This window comes from Coleofasciculus sp. FACHB-712 (genome assembly GCF_014695635.1).
Classification (GTDB): Bacteria; Cyanobacteriota; Cyanobacteriia; order Cyanobacteriales; family FACHB-T130; genus FACHB-T130.
On sequence record NZ_JACJOQ010000539.1, the window covers coordinates 1 to 26651 of the forward strand.

Sequence of the window (26651 nt, forward strand, 5' to 3'; positions counted from 1 at the left end):
GCAGGGACATTCCACCCCTGTGCATTTAAGCGGATCATGTGGGCGCGGTCGCGCGTCCGTTGCGGCACGGTTTGAGCAACTCGCAACTCGCTTAACATTGAGTCCTCTGCTTCACTTAAGATAATCCGAATCGGAGCCGGCATAAATAAGGGAAAACTCCGTTTAGAGAACCCCTCCCATCTTATATTTAATTAGCCCCAGCTACTTATCTAACTCTTTTAATGTTCTTTTTGGTTTAAATACCTTTACAATTAATGGAAAAGTTATATTAGCGTAAACTCCATAAGCATTGACTGAAACTATCCCATTATCTATTTTCCCCACGCTTCCCAAATATTGTCTGGCCACGTAATCAGTTTTTTTACCTTTTTTTCTATCGCCGGTTTCATCTATTACTAGCGTAATTCTATTTCCCTTTAATGCTCTCTTGATTTTGTTTAATCTTCGGATTTTTAATTCATTTACTGACCAATCTGAATTGGCTATAAAATGATGTAATGATTGAGCAGAGTTTATACTTACTACTTTGGCAATTTCTGGTAATGATTTTCTTTTGATTGGGGAGATTATTCCTAAGTGCAAATATTTAAAGCACTCATAATTTCTCACTTCTTTAAATAAATCTTGATACTCTGCACAATATTCATCTATGAGCGCAACTGTTGGGTGGGCGTCTCTTGCCAAATGTTTCAGAATTTGTAATTCTACATCCATTTTCCTGCTTACCTTCCAGAGTTTTTTCTTTTAATCCTTTTATTCAGAATCCTCGGAAAGTGACAGAAGAGGGATATAAGTTTCGACCAGGTAACGGTAAGGTTGTCCTTTAATTATTTTGGTTCGGATAAACATGAACGGAGTGCCTAACTACAGGGTAGTATTAGGCATTCTATAGGAGAGATGCTGATCTAACTGAAACATGGTTTCAGCTCTTTGGTGATATTTGAAGGTTGGGAAACCGAAATTCCGCTCTGCGGACTCAAAGACTTTCGGCGTTGCATAATAAGAGTATGAATTCAGGGAAATTAAAGATGTAATGGTATGGGCTTTCGGGGCATTGAACGAGTTAAACGTGTGCATCACACCACCGTGATTACTTGAGTTAAGCAAGTGGGAAAACTACTGCCTGATAGTAACCTGGCGGAGACGGTTCCTGAGGTTGGTGAGTTTGATGAATTAGAAACCTTTATTGGCTCAAAAAAAAACAAAATCTGGCTTCGGACAGCAGTTAACCACTTTAAGCAAGGAATTTTTTGCTGGGTTTTGGGCGACCATAGTGGCGAAACGTTTCGACCTTTATGAACGATTGTGGGGGCATGGCAATGCTATTTCTATATCACTGATGGCTGGTCAGTGTATCCTGATTTTATTCCCGATGGCGACCAGATTGTTAGTAAGACCGACATGACGCGAGTGGAAGGTGAAAACACACGATTGCGTCATAAACTAGCTCGACTGCATCGCAAGACTCTGGGCTATTCTCGCGTCGGAGGAAATGCTCAGACACTCTATACTCTATTCGGTTGCTACTTTACTATCTCAAATTCTGGGATGTTCCTGTTCCAGCCTGATTCATACCTATATTATGCAACGCCGCGATCAGTTTACCTCTCAGACAATGCTGTTCATCTGGCAAAAACGGGGAGAAGAGGCAGGTATTGCTGCTTTCTGCACCCCTTATTATAAATAAGGGTAACAGAACGTCAATAAATTTACTGATGAAAGCATCACAGCTTCTTTTCTGTTCGTAGTTTCTCGGTTGTCGTAGCAATACCAAAATAGATAATTTTATACTTTAGGGCTAAAGAAACTAAACTAAGAAACCAAGAGAGTACTGGTTTCAACCAATATCTCACCTAGTTGTATTAAGTTTTGGATCTAAGATTATATGTCTGTCAAAATGATTAACGAGATAATTGGTGGCAAATACCTTATAAAAGGTGAACTTGGAAGTGGAGGAACTGGAACTGTATATCTAGCCAAAAAGCTTTCTACTAACGAACTTTATGCAATTAAAACAATTTCTACGGAAGACCAATCTGCCCTTAAACTTTTAGAACGAGAAACACAAACTCTAAAGCGGTTAAGTCATGAGAGCATAGTTAAATTTATTGAAGATGGTTATGAGCAGAGTCACAAGCTCGTTTACTTGGTTTTGGAGTACTTAGAAGGGGAAACTAGCAAAAACTATTTTGATAAGGGAATTGACCTAAAGACCAAAGTTGATTTATTTCTTCAACTTATAGACGCAGTAAGTCATGCTCACTCTAAGGATGTAATCCATAGAGATATAAAGCCCGATAACATCATGGTTGTAGAAAAGAGCGAACAACCTGTGGCAAAAGTTCTGGATTTTGGTATTTCTATCATTACAACTACCCTCTTAACCAATACTATAAGAAGTTATCATACGCCCTTATTCGCTTCACCTGAACAGATTGAACTTAGAGGAGTTTCTAGAGATTCTGATATATACTCCTTGGGAATGACACTTCTATATTTATTGTCCACTGATGAGGCAAGGACTGAATTTAGGGAGGAGCGTAATAAGGAAATTTTGTATAACTCCGCCCTAGCTAGTCTGAATGTTGCAAACTCCTTAAGAGACTCGCTAAGTGAGATTTTGATAAGAGCAACAGACGTTGTTCGTGAAAATCGACCAAAGATAGATGAAATCAGAAGACTTCTTAGCAGTATCAAGGAAGATTTGTCTAACAAGTTAACTATCGTATTTAGTTTAACTCCTAAATTGAAGGAGAAAATTTCAAACTTAAATAAATACGACGGACATTCCCTTAAAATCAAACGAGATGTTGAGTCAAAGCTTAAAACTAACTCAGATATTATACATATTATCAAAATTAAAGGCAAAGAAGAACAACAAAAAAGACTCACTGTTGAAATCGGAGTAGACACAACATCTTACATCTATAGGGGTTTTATTAACCTAGATAATCCCAATGAAATTGTCTTGTTTGATGAAATTAGTTTTGTTAATCCGCAACAGTCAGAAAGGTTGTTTGAGAATGGAGTAGTAGTCAAGATTGACCCTATTGTAGAGCTGGGTGGTAATCAGAGGAGGCAGAATGACCTAAGTGACTTGGTAAGCCATATTTTGCAGAAAGAGCAACAAGTCAGCAATGAGATAGAAAGTAACAAGGGAGTAGATACTACCTTTAGTCGATGGCAAAGTGTTATTGACATTGAAGAAAAGATAATTGACGAAAGGAAGCAGAGTTTCGCGTATTCGGAGGCTAACTATGACAGTGATAATCAACGACTAATTATCACCTTGAAAAACCCACTCTCTTTAGACGAATTTGAAAAGATAACGTCACCCCCATTGCCAGTAACTATTTCTGTCAAGAAACAATCACCACCGTACCGGGAGAGCCAGTGGTCGGTAGGAGACATAATTGATGGAGATAAGTCAAAGACTGGTGAATATGTTGAAAGGTTGCATATCAGTATCGGGGATTTTTGCAATCCTGACCTATTTGAATTGCTCCTGGATAAGGGAAAAATTGAAACAAATTTAAAAGCACAAGAATCTGAAATTGGACGCCGACGTAAAGCTCTGAGAGCAATCAGGTATGGGGACTCCGAAAACACTGCTTTATGCAAAGTGATATCCGAACCAACCAATATACCTCCGGTAGACCCTTTGATAATCAACCGCTTTTTTAACGAAAAACTTGATAGTTCGCAGCAAGAAGCTGTTTGTAAGGCATTGGCAACTGAAGATATATTTTTAATTCAAGGTCCGCCAGGTACAGGCAAAACCTCTGTAATAACAGAAATAGTACTGCAAATATTAAGTCGATATCCCAATGATAAAATCTTAATTTCTTCTCAGTCGAATATTGCTGTAGACAATGTGTTGACTCGGCTGTCCAGCATTAAAATAGACTCCAGAGATATGAGACTATTGAGGATTGGTAGAGAAGAAAAAATTGAGGATGATGCAAGAAAGTTTGAGATAGAAAAAGCGATTATCAACTGGCAGGATTCTATTCAAAAAAACTCATATGCTTATTGGCAAGAGTATGAACAACAGCATGATGAAATGCTTTTAGGAGTTAAGAAAATATCGGATATAGAGTCAGTCAATGCACTATGCGAACAACTCCGGCATATTGCAGAACAGATTACGAAAACCGTACACCGCTTCAATTCAGAATTAGTAATATCTCCAGTTAATACATCTTCTCAACAGGCTGCTGATAATGCCTGTGAACTGATATACGAAAAGCTGTTGTTGGAGGAAAATATACTTTCCTCTATCAAGAAGTATGTAGAAAATTTTGGTATAGAATACCCGGAAAACAAGCAACTTTCCGACTGGATCAATCAAGAGTATAGTAGGTTGCAAGCCGTTTTGGGAGACGAAAATGAGAACTATAAAAACTTTTTAAAATTAAAGAAGTTGAAGGAAGAGTGGAATGAAAGGCTAAAGAGAAAGCAAATTGATTTAGTCTCTATTTTCCTTGATGGCGTTAATGTAGTTGGAGCTACCTGCCTAGGTATTGCCAACCTCAAAGACCTTAAATTTGATTGGGTGATTGTTGACGAGGCGGGCAGGTCTACTGCACCTGAAACATTTGTCCCAATGTCAAGGGGAAAAAAAATAATATTAGTTGGCGACCACAAGCAGTTGCCACCGATTATTGATAGAGAATTGCAAAAGCGAGCATTGAGCGAGCATGATATTCAAAAAAGAGCGCTTGAAATAAGCCTCTTTGAATACCTGTATGAGGAACTCCCCAAGGCAAAGAAAATAACTCTAAACCATCAGTACAGAATGCATCCTGATATCGGGAGTTTGGTTAGTACGTTGTTTTATGATAAACAGGTTTCAAGCCAGCTTGTTGACTCTAATGATAAACAACACCAGTTGAGTCAATTTGATAAATGCATCTACTGGGTAACCACAAGCAATGTCAAGCCAATCGAAAAGGTGCATGAAAGAAAGAGTGGAACTAGCTACAGCAATAGGTACGAAGCTAATCTGATCAACGCTATACTGGACAAAATTCAACAGGATTGTGAGTCAAATAATCTGGTTAAAGAGGTTGGCATTATAGCCGGTTATGCTTCGCAAATAAGTACCTTGGAGGCAGCAATTGCCCCTCAAGACAAAAAACTCTGGAAAAATCTGCATATAGCTATACATACAGTTGATGCCTTTCAAGGCAGAGAATGTGACATCATCATCTACGACTTAGTGAGAAGTAATAAAGACAAACTGTTAGGATTTACATCTGATGACAGACGATTGAATGTAGCTTTGTCTCGTGCCAAGCAACTATTGTTCATAGTAGGTAATGATGTAATGGCTTATGAAGGTAGAACTCCCAACAGGTTACCTAATCCCTTCAAGCCACTAATTGAGTATATTGATAACCACTCGAAGGTTTGTACAAGAGTGGTTGCTAGTGAATTTATCAAATAATCCCTTAAAGCGAAAAACATGATGAATGTAGCAGCAGATTTTGAAAGTAAAATTAGGAAATATCATTCTCTTCCAGAAGCTATAGTAATTGATTATAAAACAATTGGTTATCCCTTTTATTTAGTGAGACTTGATTTAACGTATTTATCTAATAGAACACTGGAACTTCAAGAAGAATTTGTTATTAAGTGCATCACGCATGGTTTATCTGACAGAAGGGAAATTTCTAGCTTTTTGGGAGTTGATAATCATTTCGTTGAGAAGGTACTGTCGGGTCTCATCTCAAAGGGCATTGTGAAAAGGGAAGAGAAGCTAGTAGTTACTGAGCTAGGATTAGACGCTCTTGCTCGGCAGATAGTATTGGATACAGTTTCAGAAACACAAACTTTTTACATAGATGCTTTAAACGGGAAAGTCTACGACTACTTTAAACTGAACCAAGTAGGTAAGATTGATGCTAACTGCTTGAAAGGAGTTATTCGTAAACCCAGAAAAGGACACATAGAAGATGTTGTTGACTACTATGAGGAAATTGAAAAAGCTTTAGGAACGCAAAATAACCGGAATCGAGTTGAGCTAATTCAAGTTAATAACTTTGAAAAGGTTTATACGCAGTGGCACGAGGTCATACTGGTATTTTATAAGAATAATCCAGATGATAATGAGGTAGGATATGAAACTTTCTCAAGAAATACTATTCAGGTGGATTACAGAAAAACTATAGAAAAGTTGTATGCTCAAGGGCAAAAAGTACTTGATTATATTCTCCGATTTGAAACTAATAACGAGGAAGAGGATGTTCAAATTGAACAAGCCTTATCTGAGGAAGTTATTGGTATTCGTAAGGATGATATTCAGGCTGTAGAAAGACTTAGTGTAAAAATCAGTGCGCTCAATGAAAACGATTCTTTTATGGAGATAAAAAGCCAGTCATTTACCGAGCAAAGAATGGCTTTAAAGAAACAACTAAATGAAATAAAAACTCAGACTAAGATATCAGAAATACTTCATACGTCAGAACATAGAGATTATCTTTTTGAAGCTTTGAAAGAAGTAAAAAATAGGTTAATGATAGTTTCTCCTTGGATACGTAGTAATGTAGTTGATAATGAATTCCTATTTATTTTAGAAGAAACATTAAAGAGAAAGATTAAAGTTTATATTCTGTACGGGATAAAGCAAAAAAGCGGATGGGGTCAGCAAAATGACCCTTCTGCTCTTAAAAAACTAGAGAATTTAGCTGATTCTTACAAAAATTTTCGGTTTGAAAAAGTAAAAAATACTCACCGCAAGATTATAGTGTGTGATGATAAATTTGGCATAGTAACGAGTTTTAACTTTTTATCTTTTAGAGCTGACCCTAGTCTGACTTATAGGGATGAGTTAGGTGTTGTTCTTAGAGATAAAGAAACTGTTGAAAGTCTATTTCAAAGTGGACTTTCACTTGCATTTTAGGAGGTTTGTTTAGCGGTAACTCTGGATTTAACTAGACTTCTACGACTGTTACGCCGTCAGTTCACGCCTAACGCCTTCATTGCTGCCGTCAGGGGGTCACTGTAGAAGATTGGATCGACTCGTTCCATGATGTCTGCCGACACCTCTAAAAAGTAGCGCTTATTCTCAATTGGAATTAAAGCCCGTCGCGCCCCATTCTCCATCCCCAGTTGCAGAGGTTCAGCCAGAGAACGAACCGCTTTGATATTACCTTGAATGCTGAGGTCTCCCAAAATAAACAGTCCTGGCTGCACAGAATGCTTTTTAATAGCTGAGTAAATTGCCACCAATAAACCTACTCCAGCCTCGCAAGAGACGCGGTTGGTTAACAGGTCAATAGCTTCAACGTGAAAATCTGTTGTTGCGATCGCTTGAGCAATTCCCATATTAACTTTGTGACCCTGGATATAGGCAAAAGCCCGTTGGATGGATTCCTTCATTATGCTGTCGATACCACCAGCAACTCTTAACTTGCCTGTCCCCGCAGAACATCCCACTTCCAATCGGTACAGTCCTACCTTGCCCTGGTCATCCACGGAAGCGACATAAACGGAACCGGGGGCTAGGGGGTCGGTGGAGATTAAGTCTCGTCCGCCTTCTTCGGGTACGCCAACGTAACGTTCTTCGCGAGTTTCGGTATCGATATAGGAGAATGAAGTTTGGTGATACTCGAAGGAACCCATCTTCTTCAATTGCTCCTTCACGCGACGGCGACCTTCCAAAGCCAACTCTACCAATTCTGCCAAGTCCTCTTTTTCTACCTCCCCGCTTGGGTGGATTAATTTGACCAAGCCAGCAACGGTCTTGCGGACAGCCTTTACGTCGCGGGCATTGAGGTGCGACCCCATTGAAAAGTAGCGATCGCTAATCTCTGTAAAGTTATGGCGGCGTAGTTCGCGCAGGGCTTCGGCTAGATAGTCCACGACAAAACCGTAGTGGTCGGTGAAGAACTCAATCCGCATCTTCGGCACTTCCCAGCCGGGAATATAGAAATGGATACGATCGAGGAAAGCCATGTCCTCTCGAATTACGTCCGGCATAGGCGTAAACAGATGCGACGAGCGCACCATAACTTCAACAGGCTGGTTGGTATTGCCAAACATAGCAAGGGACGCACTTCCCGACAGCGCCTCCTTACCTCTGGCGAACGTCCCGGACTCGCAGTAGGTCTTAAGGGTAGTGACAACTTCCTTGGGCATTTTTTGCAGGTCTGCCACTTCGTCAAACGCCACTGCGTCCCACAGTCCCATCAGTCCCATCTTACCCGTTGCCATGTTGTAGAAGAGGTTGGCTACGGTGGTAGGACCAGTCAACAGAATGACATAGGGGCTGAGTTCTTGATAGGCATAGGACTTCCCAGTGCCACGGGGGCCGAGTTCTACCAGATTATAGTTTTGTTCGCATAAGGGGATGAGCCGTACGAGAAATAGCAACTTGAGTCGGCGGTCAAAATGAGAGGGTTCTAGTCCGATGCTACGAACGAGCAGATCGATCCATTCATCAGTGGTAAACTGTGAACGGCACTCACGATATTCGTCAAGGTCAAAAGACGCTAGCTGTATGGGCTTGATGCTGTCAATCCAAAAAGGGCTGCGCTTCTTCCCGGTTGCTTCCTCATCGTACTCGTGACGCAAGTCTACCTGCGCCCAGATGCCACCCATGAGCAGTCGGTCATAATCTCGAATGTAGCGTTCGGGGATATGGACGTATTTGTGACCGAAGTTGGTAAATTCTGCCCAGTACTTGTCGTCGTCGGAGAGGTAGCGGACTTTGATTTTGTCAATGAGGGTGTAGCGCCCTTTCTCCCGCACTAGGGATTGAATTTTGTTTGCTTCGTCGGGGCGAACGAAGTTTTCCGCCAGGGTGGAATTGACGACTTTCAAACCAGCATCGATGGCAAAGGGGTCATCGGTGGCACAGTACTTGCCTAGCAAGTATTCCAGGACAAACACCGGAACATTCACTCCAACTTTGACTTTTCGCACCAAGTCTTTGCGAACGACTTTTCCTGCAAATACCGATGCTGCTTTAGCGTCTAGTTCCGGCATTAAATCTTCTCCTTACTAAATGGCGATCGCCATTTCTATCTTCGCGATTCGTGCCAGTTCTGCCCCAGTGATGGCGTCCAGCAGATGAATTGAGACTTCTTTCTTGCTTGGCTCGGTTTCTGCAATCATTAAGGTAACCGTATTGGATTCGATCGCTCTTGAGCCATCGGCACAAAGCGTTAATTGTACGTCGCCTGTGGCATCTTCAAACCCATAGGATGCACTGACAGGTCGGGAAATACACTCTTTCTTCACCCGCACCTCGACTCGCACCTTGGGCGGGATCAGTTCAAACAAACTGGTGGCAGTTCCTTGAATCTGCACGGAAAAGAAGCGATTTGTAATCTTTGGTTTGCTGGGTTTTATTTCCCAATCCACCTCGCTGAACAGACCGACAGTTAGCTTTTGCTTGGGTGTTAAGGTGACAACGGGGATAATCAGTTCCTGGGGTGACAAGCCACCATGAAAATAAGCTTCTGTCCCACCTTTAACTTTGAAGCAACTGAGATTCCAGGGTGTGGCAATCTCTAAATCTCCACCCAACCCAAAATCGGTGAGTTTGGCGCGAAGATATGCGGCATCAGCGGTTCCTCCACGACCAACCCAGACGCGCCGATGCAGGTCAGCCGTCTCTCCGCCAGGGGCAGCGATTTTTTGGTCGTCACTGAGTTCTTCACCAAAGAGGTAGCCGTGATCGGCGGCGAAAATAATTGTCTCTACGCCCAAATCGCTTAACACTCGAAAGACTCGCCGCAGTTCGTGGAGGATATCATCCATAATCCGACGGGCGAGACGCACGTTATCTCCTTCGCCGATCGCATCGATTTCCTGCGAGGTGACAAGAATCAATTTAGCTTTCTCAATACCCTCTCGTTCTTTTTTCTTCGGGTTGGGTAATAAATCTCCTAATTTAGTGGCGAAGACAGGGACTCCGGCATTTTCCTGAAGAAATTTGATGCGGCCTGATCGGTCTTTGAGGACAGTGCCGTTGATTTCAAGTCCGAGTTTACTCTCTCCAGCAGCAACGACGGTGGCAGATTCAACAGCACCGGGAAGAAACGCTGCCATGCCAATTTCGGTGATGGTGGGGACGGCGGCGATCGCCGGCTGAATCTCTAAGGTATAGTCTTCTGTTAGGGTTTGGGCTAACTCCCGCGCCATCTCGTAGCGTAAGGCATCGACCCATACATAGGCGGTTTTGCCCTCTGCTAATTTGGGTTTAACGGCTTTGAAAAAGACTTCAGTTTGGCGTAAGATACCAGGAAGGCGGAACTTGGCTGCCTGGTATCGACGTACAAATGTTTCTGCTAGCTGTGACCCCACTGTCATGTAGCGATTTCTGGCATGGTTAACTAGCTGTTCTAAATTTTCATGGCGCTTATGGAGACTGAACTCGAAGTCATGCCATCGGCGTTCCATTTGGCGATGGTAGGTATCGAGCAAGCACCAAGGCGCTTCGGTAGCGGTGTAGGCTCTGAAAATGATTTGGACATCAACGGCAGAGGATTTTAATTCTTTCTCAATTCGGTTCGCTTCTAATAGCAGTTGACCAGCTACCGCGATTAGCGACCAATGGGCTTGAACGTCTTGATATTCCGACCAAAAACTCGATTTTCGCCTCTGGGCGATTTCGACTAATTCATCGGTTGGCGCTGACAAGAGGGCTAACTCAACATTCCGCTGCAATGCCCGTTCTACGGCGAGGAAGGTTTCAGCGTCGGCGATTTGTTCCCGCGAAAAGTCAATCCCTGTTAGACCCAGTTCTTTTTCGACTTGGTTGGCGCGATCAATGTAGCTTTCTACGAGGTTGCGTTGGAGTCGCCAGATTCTGGCAAGGTGGATGCAGGCGTCGCGAGTGGCAGGTTTTGAGGGAGTTTTGACACCACTTAGCTGAGTGGGGATTTCGCCTTTGAGGTTGGAGATTAGGTCAGTGGTGAGGATGCGGCGTGCGAGTCGGATGCGGTAATCACTGGGGGGTTCGTCGCTGGGGAGTTCCACTTCAAAGGCGCTTTGTAATAAGACAGCGAGTTCTTGATTAGCGCCTTTATTGATGATATCCGTGTCAAAGCGATCGCTTTCCAAGAACGCCAGTGCCACTTCCTGGGGGTTGCCAGTACCGAAGATGGTGAGAACGACACCTTGGGTGATGCCTTCGCCTTTTTCTGCGATCGCATTCAAGTCTGTTAGGGTCAGTTTTCCTGCCTCTACCTGTTTCTCAATGGCAGCGGTTGTCTCGTCTCCCAAAATAGGTTTGAGGGCGTTGCGGGCAATGACGGAAAGTTTGGTGTTGCGGATGGGAGGCTGCTGACCGGGTCTCATGATGACGCCAGCCGCTTCTAATTCCACGAGGGCGTTGTGAGTATCGGTGGGGTCTAGGGGGACATAAATCACTAACTTGGGAGGGGTTAGGCGATTGATGTCTAGGAGGGAGTTAACTTCGTGGCGCAGGGCAAAAAAGCTGTCTTTGTAACTGGTGACGGTTGTATTGGGAATTTTGAGGCTTGGCACAATGTCAGTGTAGTGGCATTCGGGGTCGTACCAAACGACAATGCCGTGGTCTTCGACTTGTTTGGCAATCAGGTTGTGGAGGTAGTCGGTAACGATTCCCACTGTGCTGTCTCACTTTGAGCGAAAAATATTTTTTAGCTTCATCCCAATTAATAACGTCCTGTTCTGAGCCTACCTGCCCATACTGATGTTACTGTTGACTGGCTGAACTGTCCTGTTGCTGTTTTCTGATGGCACGGGCAATCAGGGGTGCTTTCTTTTCCAGTCCTTCCAGTGTAATGTCACCATCGAGGTAAAGCTGATACCACTGTTGGCGCTGACGGATGACTCGTTCGTCATCCCGCAGGTGCAGGCGTTCCAGAGTAAATTCTGCTCTTTGACGTTCTTGGGCTGGTACGGCATCGGTTAGCACTAATTGCAAGGAAGGGAGGATGATTTCAAACCAATCATCTTCAACTTCAAAAGGGTCGAGGACTTGGACATCAATTTCTTGTTTGCTACTATTAATCCATCCAGAGGCAAAGCGGTAATTTGACCATTCATAGGCTAAATGGCGATAATGCTTGCGACTCAGGTAATGGTCTACAGTGCCAACAGGTTCGTACATGGCGCTGTAGCCGCAGAGGTTGCCGAAACCATCGGCGAGATAACTTTTGAAGGCAGACCAATAATCGGGTAATCTCTTTCTTGGATCTGGATTTTTTGCTAACCAGACATTTCCTCGCTGTCGTACTTTTTGGTCGAATTCTGGTGGTTCTGGCACTCTTTCAAATCGCATCATGCACGTCGTTTCTCCGTTGTGACAATCCAACGAGGCCAGAAGGGGTCATGTCCGGGGAGAAGTCGTTCGAGTTCTTGCTGAATTTGTGAGGGGGTTCTCAAGTGTTCGGGATAGGTATTCATAGTGTCACCGCGCATCCAGGCTTCGGCGGCTTCTATGGCGATTTCTGCTTCTTTAGAACGCGCCTGTTTGAGTCCGAAGATTTCTGAGGTTAACCAGCCGACAGTATCTCCTTGTTTAGTCCAGGGGAATTCATTTAATGTGACTTCTTCTCCATACAATTCAAATAAAAATAATCTGTCTATTTCTTCATCAAATATCGGTTCTAGTGAAGCCAGTACTAGGGGAGAATGGGTAGTAGCGAATGCTTGGATTTTTATTTGTTGCTGTAAGCCTGTCACGACTTCTAAAACGGCTGGCAAAATTGAACGTTGCCATTGCGGATGTAGATGAGATTCAACTTCATCTATTAGTAAATAAATTTGTTCTACAGGTTGTTTTTTACGCAGTCTAGAGGCTTGCAGGTGTTCGTACCAAGTCCAAACCAGTAAATAAGCAAGTCCTAAAATGCGCTTCATTCCGGCTGAGGCATGGATAACTGGTACGGTTCCATAGGGCATTTTAATTGTGGGAATGTCGCGGATATCTTCCACTGAAATTCGCGTCGGTTCTCCGGGTTCCATCCATTCATTAGCATGGGGTGAAAGTTTCCCGATGACGCGAGATAACAGTTGAAAAGTTGTGCGATCGGGTTGGTTTTGCCACTTGACCCAATCTTGAATAAGACCATTACATAAAACTTGGTCACGATTATCTTTTAATCCGTTCCAAAGAGTGTAAGGACTAAAATGATAAGCCTTTGAAAGATTGCGGGCTGAGTCGAAAACAGAGAAGCCATTATCGACGCGGATATAAATGACTAAACTCCTTAGTGAAGCAGACCAAGTAAGGTCGCGCCATTTTTGTTCCTCAAAATCAAAATTACTGAGAAAACTTTGAGATTCGCCTGTTTTTTGATTGATAAAGCTACAAGAAATTCGGGGCGTTCCTTCTGTTAGTTGTGGAAATGCCGGATTGTCTGCCCAAGTTCCTGTTAGAGAATACCAGATTACATCCAATAAAAAGCTTTTTCCTAATCCGTTATCGCCTGTAAAGATATTGAGTCTATCGGCAAGTTCTACATCAAATTGAGGCGCAGGTCCGACTTGCTTGAGGTGTATTTCTTTTAACATTTGACTTTCCCCTTAGCCTTGAGTTGTTTGCCAATGGAAGACCACTCGTATTTGCCTGCGATTAGTTCTTGCCAATATTTCTTGGCTTCATTCCAGGGTACTAATTCCCACAAGGGGGCGATGTTGAGGACTACACCGTCATTGAGGTCGGGTTCGAGGTTGAGGTTGGCGGCGCGGCGCAGTTTTTCTTCAAAGTCGTGGAGTTCGGAGACTAAGGCTTCTTGACGGTCGATCTGTTTTTCGAGTTGTTTGGCTGCTTTTCCAGTATTGCCTGCGGTGGCTTTGTCTTTGCGAAGTTGTTCCAGGTTGCTTTCTTCTAAGCGCCGTTTGGGTTCGACGTAGATGATGAGGGCTTTGAACAGGATATCTTTATCTAATCGGTGGTAGTAAATCCAGAGGGCGTAGTTTTTCTTGGAGGATTGGAGTAGCCAGTAAATGGGGGCTTTGCGGCGACTCTTAGTGTAGCGACTGACGTGATCCATCCAGAAACCACCTTTGCTAGATTTGCGGAAGTAGTCTCGCAAGTCTTTGATTCCGAGAATTTCGCAGGCTTCTTTTTCGATCGCTTCCGATTTATCGCTCCAGATTACTTCTAGCACGTCCCGCACGCGGCGGATAATATCATCAGGGTGGTCTGGATCGTCTACTAAAATGCCATCCCAATCTATTGCAATGGGGTATTCGGAATCAGGAATGGTGGGTTGTTGAACACTCCCTTCTGGTGGCAGTGTATTAGCCTTCGGTCGGGCGCAGAGCCATTCTTCACTAACGATGTTGCCGCTGATGGCTGGTAAACCATCTGGGCTAACAAGCGAAGCTGGTGAGCAGACGGGAAGTGCCTCAAGAGGTTCAGTCAACATTGGGGCAAGTGATAAGTTTTTAGCAATGCGAACATCCCATCGACCGAATATCGTTCCAACCCCATAACCAAGTAAGTCTATCGCAATGAAACCTGGCAATTCAGATAGTTCTGACTCATAAATGACTTTAATGATTGACCACTGCCTGCGTTCCCAGGGGGGTGGAGCTTCCTCGGAGAAACTCATGCTTTTTTCTAGAAAAGAATCGATACTTAGGAACGCTTGTGCAAATTCTTCCTCAAATGACTTTGCCCTGTTTGAAATGTCGATGATTGAAGGTGGGATAGTTTCAGTAATCTGAGCGAATGGTGATAAGAAGAACTGAGACTCTGGAATGCTTGAACCTAAATTCAGGAGTAGTTGATAAGAGCGGTGTATATAGCTTGTCACAGAGCTAGACTTTATAAAATCATCAGGAGGACTAGGTAAGCTTCCAACATATCCTGCTTCCTTATGTTGTCCTGCTATGCTATTTAGTAAATAGGCAACTAAGCTTGAATTGAGGAAAGCTAATATTGGTTCATAACTTACATTATTTTTAGGAAAAATAGCTTGCCCTTCAGTGGAAAATATTTGGTCTTCTGGAAGATATTGGGCGGTAAAAGACTCAGTTCGTTTGCCAAAAGTTAAACCTGCCCGATAATAATAATTTTGATTAATGATAGTCCGAGATTCTCCTCCATAATTTTCTTGTACGTATTGTTTTACTTCTGCTCCATTATTAAAATAGTTAACAACATATATTTGTTGGCGATAAAGAGGTGATGGATATCCACCGTTCGCCAAAAAAGTCCATATTTTATCTCTCCCAATTTGCCTTGCATCAACTTCCCACCATAGCTTATAAAAACGATAATTATCTCCTGACGCTATTCCAGTACGTGCATCAATAAATTTAGGGTTAATTGGTTGTCCTCTTCTATAGGAGGATAAAATCTGTGATGGCAGCCAGAAAGCTAAGACACTCTTTGAAACTTGTATGAATGCATCTAAAGGAAGTAACTTAGTTATTTCTAGAAGTTCTCCTCTGTTAAGTTGAAATATTGCTTCATGAAGAGCAGAATCTCGCTGTTCGTCCAAATTACGAATATCGAAAAATAGGCTATGCAGGTCATTAGCGGCAGCTACTACAAATGATGCTGTTTCAACGTAAGAATCCAGCACCCCCCAACCATTTGCAGCCATAAGACGAAGACTCAGATTTGGGTTATTTAACAAACTTCGTCTAAAGCCTTCATATCTAGTCTTATGAATAAATGTGGCATCTGTAATTGCACCAAGCAATCCAGTTTTAGTTAGGCGATTAAATCCCCCTATTACAAATCCCATATATAGATTTTTCTGAGCAATTGGAAAATGCTCTGTAAGAATATCGACTGTGCGTTCAGTCGCATCACCAAACGGTGGATTCATCAACACCACATCAAAACGCTTCCGGCAAATGTCGATAAATGCAAATCCTTGAACCGCATCTCCAGCAAACAACTGGCGTAAGAGTTTCTGACTACCCACTGCGCGATTGGCATAGTCCCGTAACGCCTCAAACACTCGCGTCTCTGCTTGGTTCCAAAATTCCTCATCTGTAACATCTGCTACGTCAAACAGATTCAGTTGTTCTGGTTGTGGTTGTTCATATTCTGGGAATAGGGTTAACTGCTCTGTTTTCCACTGCTGCTTTGCCTCTGCAACAATGTCTTTGATTTCCTCCTCAATGTTCAACAACGAACCCGCTTCCCCTGCCAGCTTCATTTTATTGAACATCACCCGCACTAATTGCCCTAACACCTTTGGTTGAAGTTCTGCCACAAACTCATCCAGCAGTTCTTTCTCTCCTGGCATCGGTTCAGCACAGACAATATTCGACTTCGTAATCTTAGGGCGATTCTTCTTAATCCCCATCTCCTGATAAGCTTTCTGCGCCCTCAACCACAGCGCCAACGCCGCAATTTGAGTTGCTCTCAGGTCAATATCAATGCCGTGGAGATTGTGCGCTAAAATCAACCCCGGTACAGCTTTCCGATATTCTTCCCGGTCTGGGTAATCCTGCTGCAACGCTGAACCCAACTGTGAGTCATCGTAAGCTTCCTCGTAGATAATCAGCAGCAGAGTAAAACAGTAGAGCAAAAAGTGTCCGCTACCGCAGGCAGGATCGAGAATTTTGAGCGATCGCGGGTCTTTCTTCGGTCGGTGCGGAATGTAGACAGGCTGCTTTAACAGTTCTTCCTGTGACAAATCCTCCGTGCTACCATTCGTCTGCGGAGCCTGCTCGCTAGCAGCCAAAAACACCTCATTGGGACGGCGCACCAGATATTGGCACTGTTCCTTCAGCACCGTTTCACCCTTTCGCATTTCGTACCAAATCCGCCCCAACGTGTTATCCGTGAGAAACTGCACCACATAACTAGGGGTGTAGAACTGATTCCGAAACGCCAACTCATACGAATTACGCGGTGCCTGACTTTCCTTGCGCGCCTTGTCTCGCAACTCCTTGGGCGTAAAATACTGGTAAACCCAGCCTATCGTCTCATCCTCGACCCAGATATCCTTTAGCTCCTCACTGTTGATCAACTCCAGCACCAAGTCGAGAACCCGCTGAGTTGGCAACAGTCGATTTGCCGGGTCGTGAGGCGAAAACAGCACGCCAATCTCTTCTGACAGCGTACCCCCCAACCATTCCAGAAAATGCCGATAGGCTACATCCTGCTTCCCCTCGTTGTAAAGTTGTTCCTCTTCTGGATAGTCAGCTAAATAGAACAGAAACCCCTGAGACTTCAACCCATCACTGACCGCCTTGCGAATTAGCGATCGCGTTTCCATCATCTTGTACGCACAGAAGCGGTTGAGATGAGTAAACGCCACCTCGCGCACCAGTTGTTCCACAGCATCCTTTGTTTTGAACCCCCCTGCCTGGATATGCTGCAAGTGAACGAGCAACTGTTCCCGATATTCGCGATCGTCCGCTGAGAGATGTCCCATGCGGTCAGCCGCCTCTATTTTGCCAGAAGCATAAATGCCAAACTGTCCTTCAAGGACTTCAGCGACAGCTTCTTCTAGGAGGCGACGGCATTGAGTAACAACGTTGCGGAGGGTGTTTCTCAGGGACTTATCCATTCTCGGTTTCCTCCCATGACCAAGTTGGGTTGCCATAATTGCGGTAGAACAAAAGCTCTCGATCTACTAGCTGAACTTTTCGAGAATCAGGGTTGTATGAAATGATGAGTGGAGTAATGCTGCGGTCTGCTTGCAGTTTGTCGAGCTTGTTTAGAGCAGCAGATAAATCTGAAAGTCTAACTTGTGTACCTGATTCATTAATACGAGCCAGTATTACGTCACGATTTAAACCATTGCAAAGCTCTGCATCCAATGCTTCAACACACACACGAACAATACGCTGATATACTTTAAGTTCACTTGATTCTGAACCCCTAAATCCGCGACTGACTGCCTCGCTGAACTGGCGATAGCGGACAGATTCTTCATTACAGATTTTTCTTCGACATCTATCTAATGCATCTAAGTCAGTTATAGTTTTTCTTTGTTCTTGGGTTTCAAGTATATCGGCTTCAAAGCAGTAAGACTCGGCAATTCTCTGCAATAAACCCACATTCTGATTTGCATCGGTTAAGATTCCTTGCCGGATACTATCGTGCCATAAAAAGTTTAATGCTTCTTCTCCTTGCCTAAGAACTTCCTGAAGTTCTTCGTTCGTCCACTGAACATCTATCTCATTGACACGTCCACTTAAATCTCCATTGTAGTAAGTAAGAAGATTTTGCTCTGCCCAGATTCCAATAATGATGAAAAATACCGAATTATCCCAGAAAGCTTTTAAATCGAAAGCTAATCGCTTCTTTTCGTCGTCAGGTAAATAATGAAAGTCTTCAATAACAACTCTTTTTTGAGATCTCTTAATTTCTTCAGCAATATATCCAAGACTATCTGGACCTATTCCAACAGGTTCATATACCCTTTCTGAACCTTTCTCAACACTACCACTACCTTCTAGTTCAGTCGAACCAGAGGCTACATATGGAATATTCATCCCCCCGGAGACTTTTCCTTTGCCCTCGGCTCCAAATGTAAGAGTATTAGTAATTTCTGTAGGAATTTGAGTATTTAATTGTCTTAATATTTCAACATATATTTGTTCGAGGGTTGAATTAGAACGGCATTGAACAGTTACACACTGATTTTCTGGTAAATTTTTCTTGCGAAGAATTGTCTTACCTTGCTTTGATGCACCATAAATAACGATATGTTGATCGCGCCCTAATAAGTATCTAAATCTTTTGTCTAAACTCGCCCGATCCACATAAGTATATTTAGGAATTGAAGTTGCTATTCCGAAGACTTCACCAAGTTGAGCCATTTTTTGTCACTCCAAAATAATCTTTACGCCTTTACTAACCAGGTCTAGCAGGTGTTCCTTCAACTGTTCCACCACCTGTTCAACTGCCTTTTCAGAGTCAATTGGCTCAGAAGAAAAGTCCACCAATCGCACCCGTTTAGTAACCACTCCCTTCTCTTCAGTCTGTGCCGTTAATTCCTGAATCCGAACCAACACCTGACTTTTTAATCCAGACCAAGCCGCCAAATCAGACTCCATCTGGGCAATATTCGCCTTGCAACTCGGACATTCATTCGCCGTTAGCGACCAGTCGGTTTTGGCAGATAGGTCATTGTCACAAGCCCGTTTTTGCAACTCATTGAGCAACACTTCCTGCTGTTCTGAAGGAACTGTCGTCCACTCACTGCGCCCTTTGATTTCCTCAATCGCAGCTTGATAAGCCTGAGCGCGTTGGGTATGGAGATTTGTATAGTGTTCGGCATAGGCAGTAGCGATCGCTTTTGCATCCGTCTGAATTTCCCCAATGCGGTCAACGAAATACTCAGCATCCAGATTTTCCCGCAGTCGATTCGCAACTTCTGCCAGTTCCGGTTTCCGACTATTCACCTCCGACCACTGATTTCCCAGCACTCGCTTTGCTGCATTTATGACATATAGGGAGGAATCCTTAGTGGCTTCCCGAAATTTCCTCGCGCGATCGCGTGCATCTTTCAGCGATACCCCTTCCCCTGCTAGAATCCGCACACAATCGTCAGCAGCCCCATTCTGAATTGATGTCAGAGACTCTCGGTAGCTTTCAAGTTTGTCGATGGCTGGCAAGTTGTTCGCCCTTGCCTTTGCCTCGACGGGTAACAACTCCGCCAACTCTTCCATCGCCAGTTGCTTGAGGGAAGTGGCGATCGCATTTTTGTCCATATCCACCGTCTCCCCGGTCAACTCCTCATAGTTCTTTACCGCCTGTTTCAGGGTAGACAAACCAATTGGTTTAACAGGAGTATAGAGGGCAGATTTGAATGCCGTGTTACTGGTGAACGGTTCGCGACTGCGGGGGTCTGTGTAAGAGTCAAACCGCTGCCCCTTAGAAGAAACCTCTATCGACCCCGCACGGAATAGCACCGCCAGCACCAGCCGCAGCATATCCCGGTCCCACCCGTAACCGAGTCCCCCAAACCGACTCTCTAACGCCTTCCCCATGCGGGTGTCTTTATTGCCATACTCTTGTTCTCGCTTCAGGTAGTCAAAAATTTCCTTGGCTACATCAGCATCGGGGTTGGGGACAAACTTGGCATCATCTTTGATAACCAGATTTAATCCAGAATCCCCACCATAAAATACTTGAGATAGACCGCTCAAATTGGCCGCTTTGAGGATTTCCTCGGCTTCTGAACCTTTGAGCGATCGCGCCCCCATCTCCAGTTTGGGATAAAGGTCTGGAACGGCAAAATCAAAGAGTCTCTTAAAAATTTCATTCGCACTCTTGCCTAGATCCGAACCATCCTTAGACATACCCCGGAACATACCCGTCCCGGCTTCTAGCGCGTCTACCAACTTTTCCTCTAACCGATTGGAAATGCGGACGACTTCACTCTTCTCTGCTTGCAGGGAAGCCGCTTCTTCATTGGTAATCCGGTTCTGTCCTGCCATCTGATTGTACTTATTTACCATTTGGCGGGAAGCGTACAAATCAACTACCAGTCGGTCGATGTCCTCATTTAAGGAGAAGACCCAATAAATATCATTTTGGTGGGTCTCCTGACGGCTTTCACTGCGAATTTCAGTGACTTTATTGACAAACTCTTGCTCATCTGCTGCCGTGCAGATCGATAATGGGACTTGCCCCTCGTTACCGATGGAATTACTATCGACTTTGACTCCTACCTGGAAGGTCTTGAGGTCGCGGAATCGATAGGTTTTTAGCTTCGGGTCATTGAAAATTTGCCGCAGGGCTTCGCGAACAATTTCACTGCGGTCTCTGGGTCTAGGAGAATGCCCTCGGCGTTCAGTTTCCCAATTCTTCTCCTGCGCCGTTTGCAGCTTCCAGCCTTCTTCGGTGTTGCGAACGAACTTAGCCTCGTAAAGCCGTTCTAGAGATTTTTCCACCGCCGCCACGAGTGCTGGCTGACCGACACTATCCACCAAACAACCAGCAATATTGGCTTCAGTGCGCGGCAAATCTCGCACGAATTCTAAAAGACAGATAGTTTTTGCCACCCGTGCTGCCATTCCCCGGTCTTCTGGCTCGTTCTGGAAGCGCTGGGTAATCTCGTCAATGTCATTCCGTTTTTCCGTGGAAAGGTTGCCCTCGACCAGCTCATAAATTTTGTCCAGAGTAACCAAGGTGCCCAGCGGCTTTTCTGCTAAGGCTGTGCGTTCAGACACCAGCATTTCATAGGCTTGCTTTATAATCGTGCGGTTACTGCCACCAAAATGTCTCGGCGCTCCGGGTTGCAGTCGGATACCCGACATGATTTCGATCGATAGCCCGATGAAATGGGGGAGGTAGGGGTAAAACTGAACGAAATCTGCTTCGGTAACTTCGCTTTTGCGGGTGGTTCTTTCCAGCCGACAAGCCGCGTTGAGTTGTCCCTGAGATTCCCGAAACAGGTTCTGCAACAACTGCACCGCGTCTTCTTTCTTCGCCAAAACCCGGCGCGTCGCCACCTCGCGGATGTCTGCCGGTGCCATATCAATCCGCTGCTTGAAGCGGTCTTGGAGTTTCGCCAGTTCTACCCGCTTGTCATCAATGGCAGCTACCACTTCATCGAGTTTTTCCTGAGAGGTAACTACCACCCAAATTGGGGCAACCGCCTGTTTCGCCTTGAGGAGATTCTTGCCAACTTTACCAAACTGTTCCACCACAGCCCGCAAGTCTTCAATTTTCTCAGCACTCCGGGCTACATACTGCCCTACCTCGTCAATGACAAAGACCAACGCTTTCCCCGGTCGTCGCCGCGCACACAAGTCGAAGGTTCGTTCTACAAATTTGCCTACAGTGATATCGGCACTCTTGTTCCGCAGGGATTGAGACCAGGAATCGGCGGTAGGGTAAGTAACTGGGTCTAAAGCGTGCAGGATCGCACTTGCTCGGTTAATTTTCTGCGCTCCCTTACGAACCCGCTGCCAGTCAAGGCTATAAGTAACCTGACAGCAGGTTACGAACTCATCTAGCTTGCACTCTCGCTCTAGTTCGATTTCTAGTTCTGCCAGATCGTAGTCTTCTGCATAGTCCAACTCGCGCAGCAGAGCATTGTACATGACTTCCGCAATCCGTTCGGTCGAGCGTCTCACAGCACGGTTAACTGAGACATCGAACATGATGACCTCAGTAGGAATTCTGGCGTTGATAGATTTGAGTAAATCACCAAGCCGCGGGTCATTTACCTGAGCGATGAATAAGTCAGTGGCGCTTTGATTTAAGACAGTTCTGTTAGCGAGGATATATCCCAAATTCTTGGCGAACGAAGACTTCCCAGAACCAAAGAATCCAGAGACCCAAACTCCAATTCCTTCATGGGGGTCAGATGGAGCTTCGGCGATTTCCCTTAGAAGGTGGTGATATTGGTCTTTAATTCGCTCCGTTGCGATATATTCACTAATCTCTGTATGTACGGACTGTTCGTCAGTTTGGTCAACTTTAACGATTTCCTCAATCGGTTGCTGGAGGTCTCGCGTTAGCAGTTCGCCAATCGTCTTCATGCCTTGCCTTCCTCCGACTTAACCATAGATTTTTACTCGGTAGTTCCCCATCGCTTCTCGTTCTTTAAGCGCCATGAAGCGCAAACCCGTTGTCCCTTCTAGTGTTCCCGGATAGAACAAGATAGTTACCACGCGGGTTCGACCTTGCATTTCATCAAGCAGTTTCGACATCTGATAAATGGCTGGTGCCATAGCAGCAGACCGCAAGAGAAAGACAATGTTCTTGGCGGGGTCGAGTGATCGCAGACGTTCTGCCAACATCTGAGGTAGATAAGACCAATCGGGGTCTGAAAGATAAATGTTCACCTGCTCTTGTGCTGCCTCAAATCCCCGTTCTCGCTCTAGTTCTAGAATGGCATCCAATCCTTCGGAAGTGGCGATCGCTTCCCACAGGAGTTCTGCTAATGAAATGGTCTGCACCTGTTTACCACAGTCCTCCATCCGGGTAGCCAGCAGTTTGGCTTCTCGCCGCACCTCCCATTCCTCTTTAGGGTCGTAGCGCAAAATGGCAAAGGGTAGATCGTGGTGGACGCTAATTCTAGGGGGAACTGTCTTCAGATCGTTTTCAAGGAGTTCAATCCGGTCTTTGAGCGATAGCATGGGCATACTCCTCAAGCGATTCTGTTGAAAAGGAAATCCGAATGATTGAACCAGCCGCGTAATACTCCAACAGATGAGCCTGCTGCGCTTCGATGAAAAAGTGTTCTACGGCTTTCGGGTATAGGAAGAATAGCTGCCACTCGTCCGAGTGAAGGAGTTTTTCTCCCGATGGTTGGTTTTGCCGCAGATACAGAGCAATGTAAGCAAAAGCTTCCACTGGTAAGTAAATCGGAGCTAGACGTTTTTTCACAGCCCCTTGCAAGATACCGAAATCGCGAAGCGTACTCAGGATTTCCCTAGCGCAGCGCGTTATTGTAGTATCCGACCAGGAACCCTGTGTTTTGCCTTGGGCAATTTGTTTGCTAATCCAGTTTTCGACATCGCGAACGCTAACATCCTGACGCCCCACGTTACGCATTGAAGTCAGTAAATCCATGACAGCATCGTGGAGCAGTCGATCTGACTGGGTGGCGTGGAAGTAAAGAATACAGCTGAGTCCCTCGGCTGAAAATCTACCGTTTACCAGCCTAACCAATGCCTTAGTGACTGCCAAGTCGCTCAAGTACCGTTGGCGAAAAATTGCCAAGATATCTGTGACACGCGATCGCGATGCCTTGCCGAAGATATTATCTTGTTTCGCCCGATCCAGATTCTCTGCTATAGACAGGCTTTCATCCCAGTTGGACAGTAGAATTTTTGTTTCTGTGATGAGCGCTCCAGCCTTGATGATTTTGCTGGTGTAAGTAACAATTTGGGTGGCGGTCATCAATCTTTTTGTTCCTTTATTAGAACCTTCTGTCCCCACGCAAGAGCCAGACTTTTAATCAGAAGACAAGCATAACAAGCAATTGAGGCATTCCTCGCCAGTATTCATTTTACTGTGTTCGAGTTTTTCATGAATCCTGATTCTGAATTATTGAAAACTTAATATTTATTCTTTAATCATGATTCTTTATACTAGAATTCATAAAATAATGATTAGGTAGGACTTGTCCTTCAGAATTGCCCATTGCTGACAATCGCGATCGCATCCCAGAAAGGGGGCGTAGGAAAAACCTGTACCTGTGTCAACTTAGGTTCAGGATTACAACAGCACAAAGTTAAAGTCGTGCTGGTAGACATGGATGCCCAAGGTTCTGCTACCTATGCTTTGGGATTAGCGCCGGGAAAACAACCGGGTTTTGACCGCTGGCTAGAAGGGGAAGATGTTATCCGCACCGATACCGCTGTACCCTTAATTCCCGGCGGAACGGATACGGCTTACGTGAAATGGGATTCCCCAGAAATTTTACGTAAAGCCATTAGCCAACTGGATTGCGACTTAGTGCTGCTGGATTGTCCTCCCTCCCTCGTCCCCGCTACAGTTGCGGCACTTGTGGTAGCGGATAGAGTTCTCGTGCCAGTGTTGGCAGACCCCCTGGTTCTAGTGGGGTTGGCTCAAGTGCTGGACACTTTAAAAGATGTTAATCCAGATGTTCCCGTTGATGTTTTGCGTAGCCGGTACAAACCAGCGTTGAACATGACAGCGGAAGCAGACTCGGTGCTAGTCAGCGACAACCGATTCAATCTACTGCGAATCTCCATTCCAGAAAACGTGGCGATCGCGGAATCTGCTGGACACGGGCAATCTATATTTGAGTATGCTTCCAAAAGTAAAGGTGCCAGTGCCTTCAAAGCATTAGCTGGTGAAGTGATAAAGGAATGGGGGTTAAAGAAACGTGGCAGGAAGTAAAAAACGCATGGGACAGCGTAACCCACTGCAACTGTTCAACGACTCCCAAGAAGAGTCTGTTACTCCCGAACCATCCAACGAAGCTCCTCAAGAAGATTCAGGAATAATGAAAAATGAATCATTAATCAAGATTCATGAATCTGGAAAAAATAATCAAGAATCAGGAATCAGGAATCAGGATTCTGGTACATTGAAGCAAGAATCAGAAGATACCAAGACACCTCCCCTGTATCCCTTATCGGTGAGGATACCAGAGCCATTGAACGACGCCTTGGATGATGCCGTCAAACAGACCCGCCGTTCTATGGGGCGTAAGATTCGCAAGGAAGTCTTGGTATCGCTAGCAATAGAGACTATGTTGAAAAAAGTCGAGGGAGCGGGTGGGTGGAGAGCGATCGCATCCGAAGAAGAACTGCGAGAGTTGCTAGGATTGCACAACGAGTGACCCAGCTCCCCCAGCAACCTATCCCACGCTTCTCTAGAGCATGACTAGCGTAAGGAACTAGAAACTCCAAGTAAGAACCCAACTTTATTGGGAACCAGAAATTAACTCATCACCTTGCAAACCATAACAATTCCCCACCTTAATCATGAAAAAAGACTTTAACAATTCCAAGACCCTAATCGATGACTTCACTCCGGTTCCTAAACAAACATTAGACTTGACAACAGCTTTACAAGGGAAACAGGTTACGGTGCGGGAGTTGAAGTTTGGAGAGGGCTTTCAGAAGCTTGTGAAACCACCTCACTTTGATGCGATTCGATTTCTCAACTCAACGATGGGAGTTGATGAAAACATAATGACGATGGAAACCAGCGTTGGCGAACATTTTTCCTGTCCAGAATCGGCAAGGAAGGCTTTCGCGTCAATAAATCAACTGAGGCACCTGCCTATTGGTTACAGGAAGGTTAATGGTGTTGATCGCCTATGGTGCAAAAGGGGAAATTCCGACAGTAAGAATAGCGATCGCGCCAGCGCAAACAAGAACGTAGATCGCGTCGGATGCAAAGAGAAAAACTCTAACGGTAATTCCAAAGATAGGGAAGAGGAAAACTACATAACAGCAGCCAAGTACCTACCAAACCTACTACGAGAGAACGGCGACATTCTGGTTAGGCCCGATCAACAAGAGATATTTGCCCAATTCAAGAAAGCATACAGAACCCAAGCTCTATGGATTGAGCATTACCGCCTAGGAAGCTCAGACATTCTAACCGAGTCAGGGTTCAAACCTCCAACTGAAAGGCAGTATAGACCCGGCAAGATATCTGCGAAGCTTCATGAGCTTATCCAGGATATGTGGGCAGATGCAAAAATTAACCAAAATTCACTATGCAAATGGATATTGGCTTTCGATTGCCCATCTCAAGCCTGGTTGACTTTGGAAGCTATCTTACTACTCAACCAATGGGACGAACATACCCCCAAAAATGGGTTTCAGCTATATCAAGCGGAGCAGGCTACTCTGAAGCGGCTTAGAGAATACGAAGGGATTAAAGTTAGTTTGCTCTACTCCGACAACGAAGAAGAAAATTTTTTATTTCTTAAGGACGCCTTCTCCGTTACCCTCATCCAATTACTGGAATCTGGAGTCGAGCTAGCCGAATACCAAGCCTATTTGAACGCCAAAACAGGAGAAGCCAATGCCGCACGTAAAGGCGAAAAAGGCAAGCGTTCAAACAAAGGGTTTGGCACGTCAAAATAATTGGCTCTTCCGTACCTAATATGCTAATCCGCCTCTGGCGATGCCCCAAATCTCTGCACAGCAAGACTTTGGGGCATTATTTTCAATTATTTTTAGCGGTAGAGGCGCTAAGAAGCCCCAAAGGTTTCTATTCCAGACTTTTCAGCCCTTTAAACTAATAGCTTGGCAGACCAAGTAATGAAGAACCAAATAATTTA

Annotated in this window: 14 protein-coding genes and 2 pseudogenes; 6 read left to right on the forward strand and 10 right to left on the reverse strand. The window is 44.6% G+C overall.

Features of this window, described 5'->3' with window-relative positions:
* Window positions 1-204: 204 nt before the first annotated feature.
* Window positions 205-714: pseudogene (locus H6F50_RS18565) on the reverse strand (transposase); the annotation flags it as partial.
* A 318-nt stretch (window positions 715-1032) separates the two neighbouring features.
* Here H6F50_RS18565 and H6F50_RS18570 point away from each other — a divergent pair.
* The 3 genes and pseudogenes from H6F50_RS18570 to H6F50_RS18580 all read left to right on the forward strand — a co-directional run.
* Window positions 1033-1568: pseudogene (locus tag H6F50_RS18570) on the forward strand (IS1 family transposase); the annotation flags it as partial.
* Window positions 1569-1885: 317 nt separating this feature from the next.
* The gene (locus H6F50_RS18575) at window positions 1886-5449 is read left to right on the forward strand and encodes a serine/threonine-protein kinase (protein ID WP_190429837.1); all 3564 of its coding nucleotides are present in this window, start codon (window positions 1886-1888) and stop codon (window positions 5447-5449) included.
* An 18-nt stretch (window positions 5450-5467) separates the two neighbouring features.
* On the forward strand, window positions 5468-6904 hold the full coding sequence (locus H6F50_RS18580; RefSeq protein ID WP_190429838.1) for a phospholipase D-like domain-containing protein: 1437 nt from the start codon (window positions 5468-5470) through the stop codon (window positions 6902-6904).
* 56 nt (window positions 6905-6960) lie between these two features.
* Here the strand turns inward: H6F50_RS18580 and brxL are convergent, their stop codons facing one another.
* From brxL to H6F50_RS18625, 9 genes are all read right to left on the reverse strand, one after another.
* On the reverse strand, window positions 6961-8991 hold the full coding sequence (gene brxL, locus H6F50_RS18585; RefSeq protein WP_190429839.1) for a protease Lon-related BREX system protein BrxL: 2031 nt from the start codon (window positions 8989-8991) through the stop codon (window positions 6961-6963).
* Window positions 8992-9006: 15 nt separating this feature from the next.
* Entirely contained in the window at window positions 9007-11601 is a 2595-nt protein-coding gene (locus H6F50_RS28015; RefSeq protein WP_190429840.1) for a PglZ domain-containing protein, read from the reverse strand.
* Window positions 11602-11689: 88 nt separating this feature from the next.
* On the reverse strand, window positions 11690-12280 hold the full coding sequence (locus H6F50_RS18595; RefSeq protein WP_190429841.1) for a hypothetical protein: 591 nt from the start codon (window positions 12278-12280) through the stop codon (window positions 11690-11692).
* Window positions 12277-13512, reverse strand: a complete 1236-nt coding sequence (locus H6F50_RS18600) for an ATP-binding protein (RefSeq protein ID WP_190429842.1) — start codon at window positions 13510-13512, stop codon at window positions 12277-12279. The genes H6F50_RS18595 and H6F50_RS18600 overlap by 4 nt, the downstream gene beginning before the upstream one ends.
* Window positions 13506-17483 (reverse strand): BREX-1 system adenine-specific DNA-methyltransferase PglX, encoded by a 3978-nt coding sequence (gene pglX, locus H6F50_RS18605; protein WP_190429843.1) that lies wholly within the window; start codon window positions 17481-17483, stop codon window positions 13506-13508. The genes H6F50_RS18600 and pglX overlap by 7 nt, the downstream gene beginning before the upstream one ends.
* The gene (locus H6F50_RS18610; RefSeq protein ID WP_190429844.1) at window positions 17476-18741 is read right to left on the reverse strand and encodes a hypothetical protein; all 1266 of its coding nucleotides are present in this window, start codon (window positions 18739-18741) and stop codon (window positions 17476-17478) included. The genes pglX and H6F50_RS18610 overlap by 8 nt, the downstream gene beginning before the upstream one ends.
* A gap of 6 nt (window positions 18742-18747) precedes the next feature.
* The gene (gene brxC, locus H6F50_RS18615; RefSeq protein WP_190429845.1) at window positions 18748-22416 is read right to left on the reverse strand and encodes a BREX system P-loop protein BrxC; all 3669 of its coding nucleotides are present in this window, start codon (window positions 22414-22416) and stop codon (window positions 18748-18750) included.
* An 18-nt stretch (window positions 22417-22434) separates the two neighbouring features.
* Window positions 22435-23016 (reverse strand): BREX protein BrxB domain-containing protein, encoded by a 582-nt coding sequence (locus H6F50_RS18620; RefSeq protein WP_190429846.1) that lies wholly within the window; start codon window positions 23014-23016, stop codon window positions 22435-22437.
* Complete coding sequence (locus H6F50_RS18625) at window positions 22991-23782, reverse strand: BrxA family protein (protein WP_190429847.1); 792 nt, start codon at window positions 23780-23782, stop codon at window positions 22991-22993. The genes H6F50_RS18620 and H6F50_RS18625 overlap by 26 nt, the downstream gene beginning before the upstream one ends.
* 243 nt (window positions 23783-24025) lie before the next feature.
* On the opposite strand from H6F50_RS18625, the gene H6F50_RS18630 reads away from it, so the two are divergent.
* The 3 genes from H6F50_RS18630 to H6F50_RS18640 all read left to right on the forward strand — a co-directional run bounded on the left by H6F50_RS18630 (window position 24026) and on the right by H6F50_RS18640 (window position 26454).
* Window positions 24026-24748, forward strand: a complete 723-nt coding sequence (locus H6F50_RS18630) for a ParA family protein (RefSeq protein WP_190429848.1) — start codon at window positions 24026-24028, stop codon at window positions 24746-24748.
* A gap of 7 nt (window positions 24749-24755) precedes the next feature.
* Window positions 24756-25193, forward strand: a complete 438-nt coding sequence (locus H6F50_RS18635; protein ID WP_190429849.1) for a hypothetical protein — start codon at window positions 24756-24758, stop codon at window positions 25191-25193.
* A gap of 145 nt (window positions 25194-25338) precedes the next feature.
* Complete coding sequence (locus H6F50_RS18640) at window positions 25339-26454, forward strand: hypothetical protein (RefSeq protein ID WP_190429850.1); 1116 nt, start codon at window positions 25339-25341, stop codon at window positions 26452-26454.
* Window positions 26455-26651: the final 197 nt, after the last annotated feature.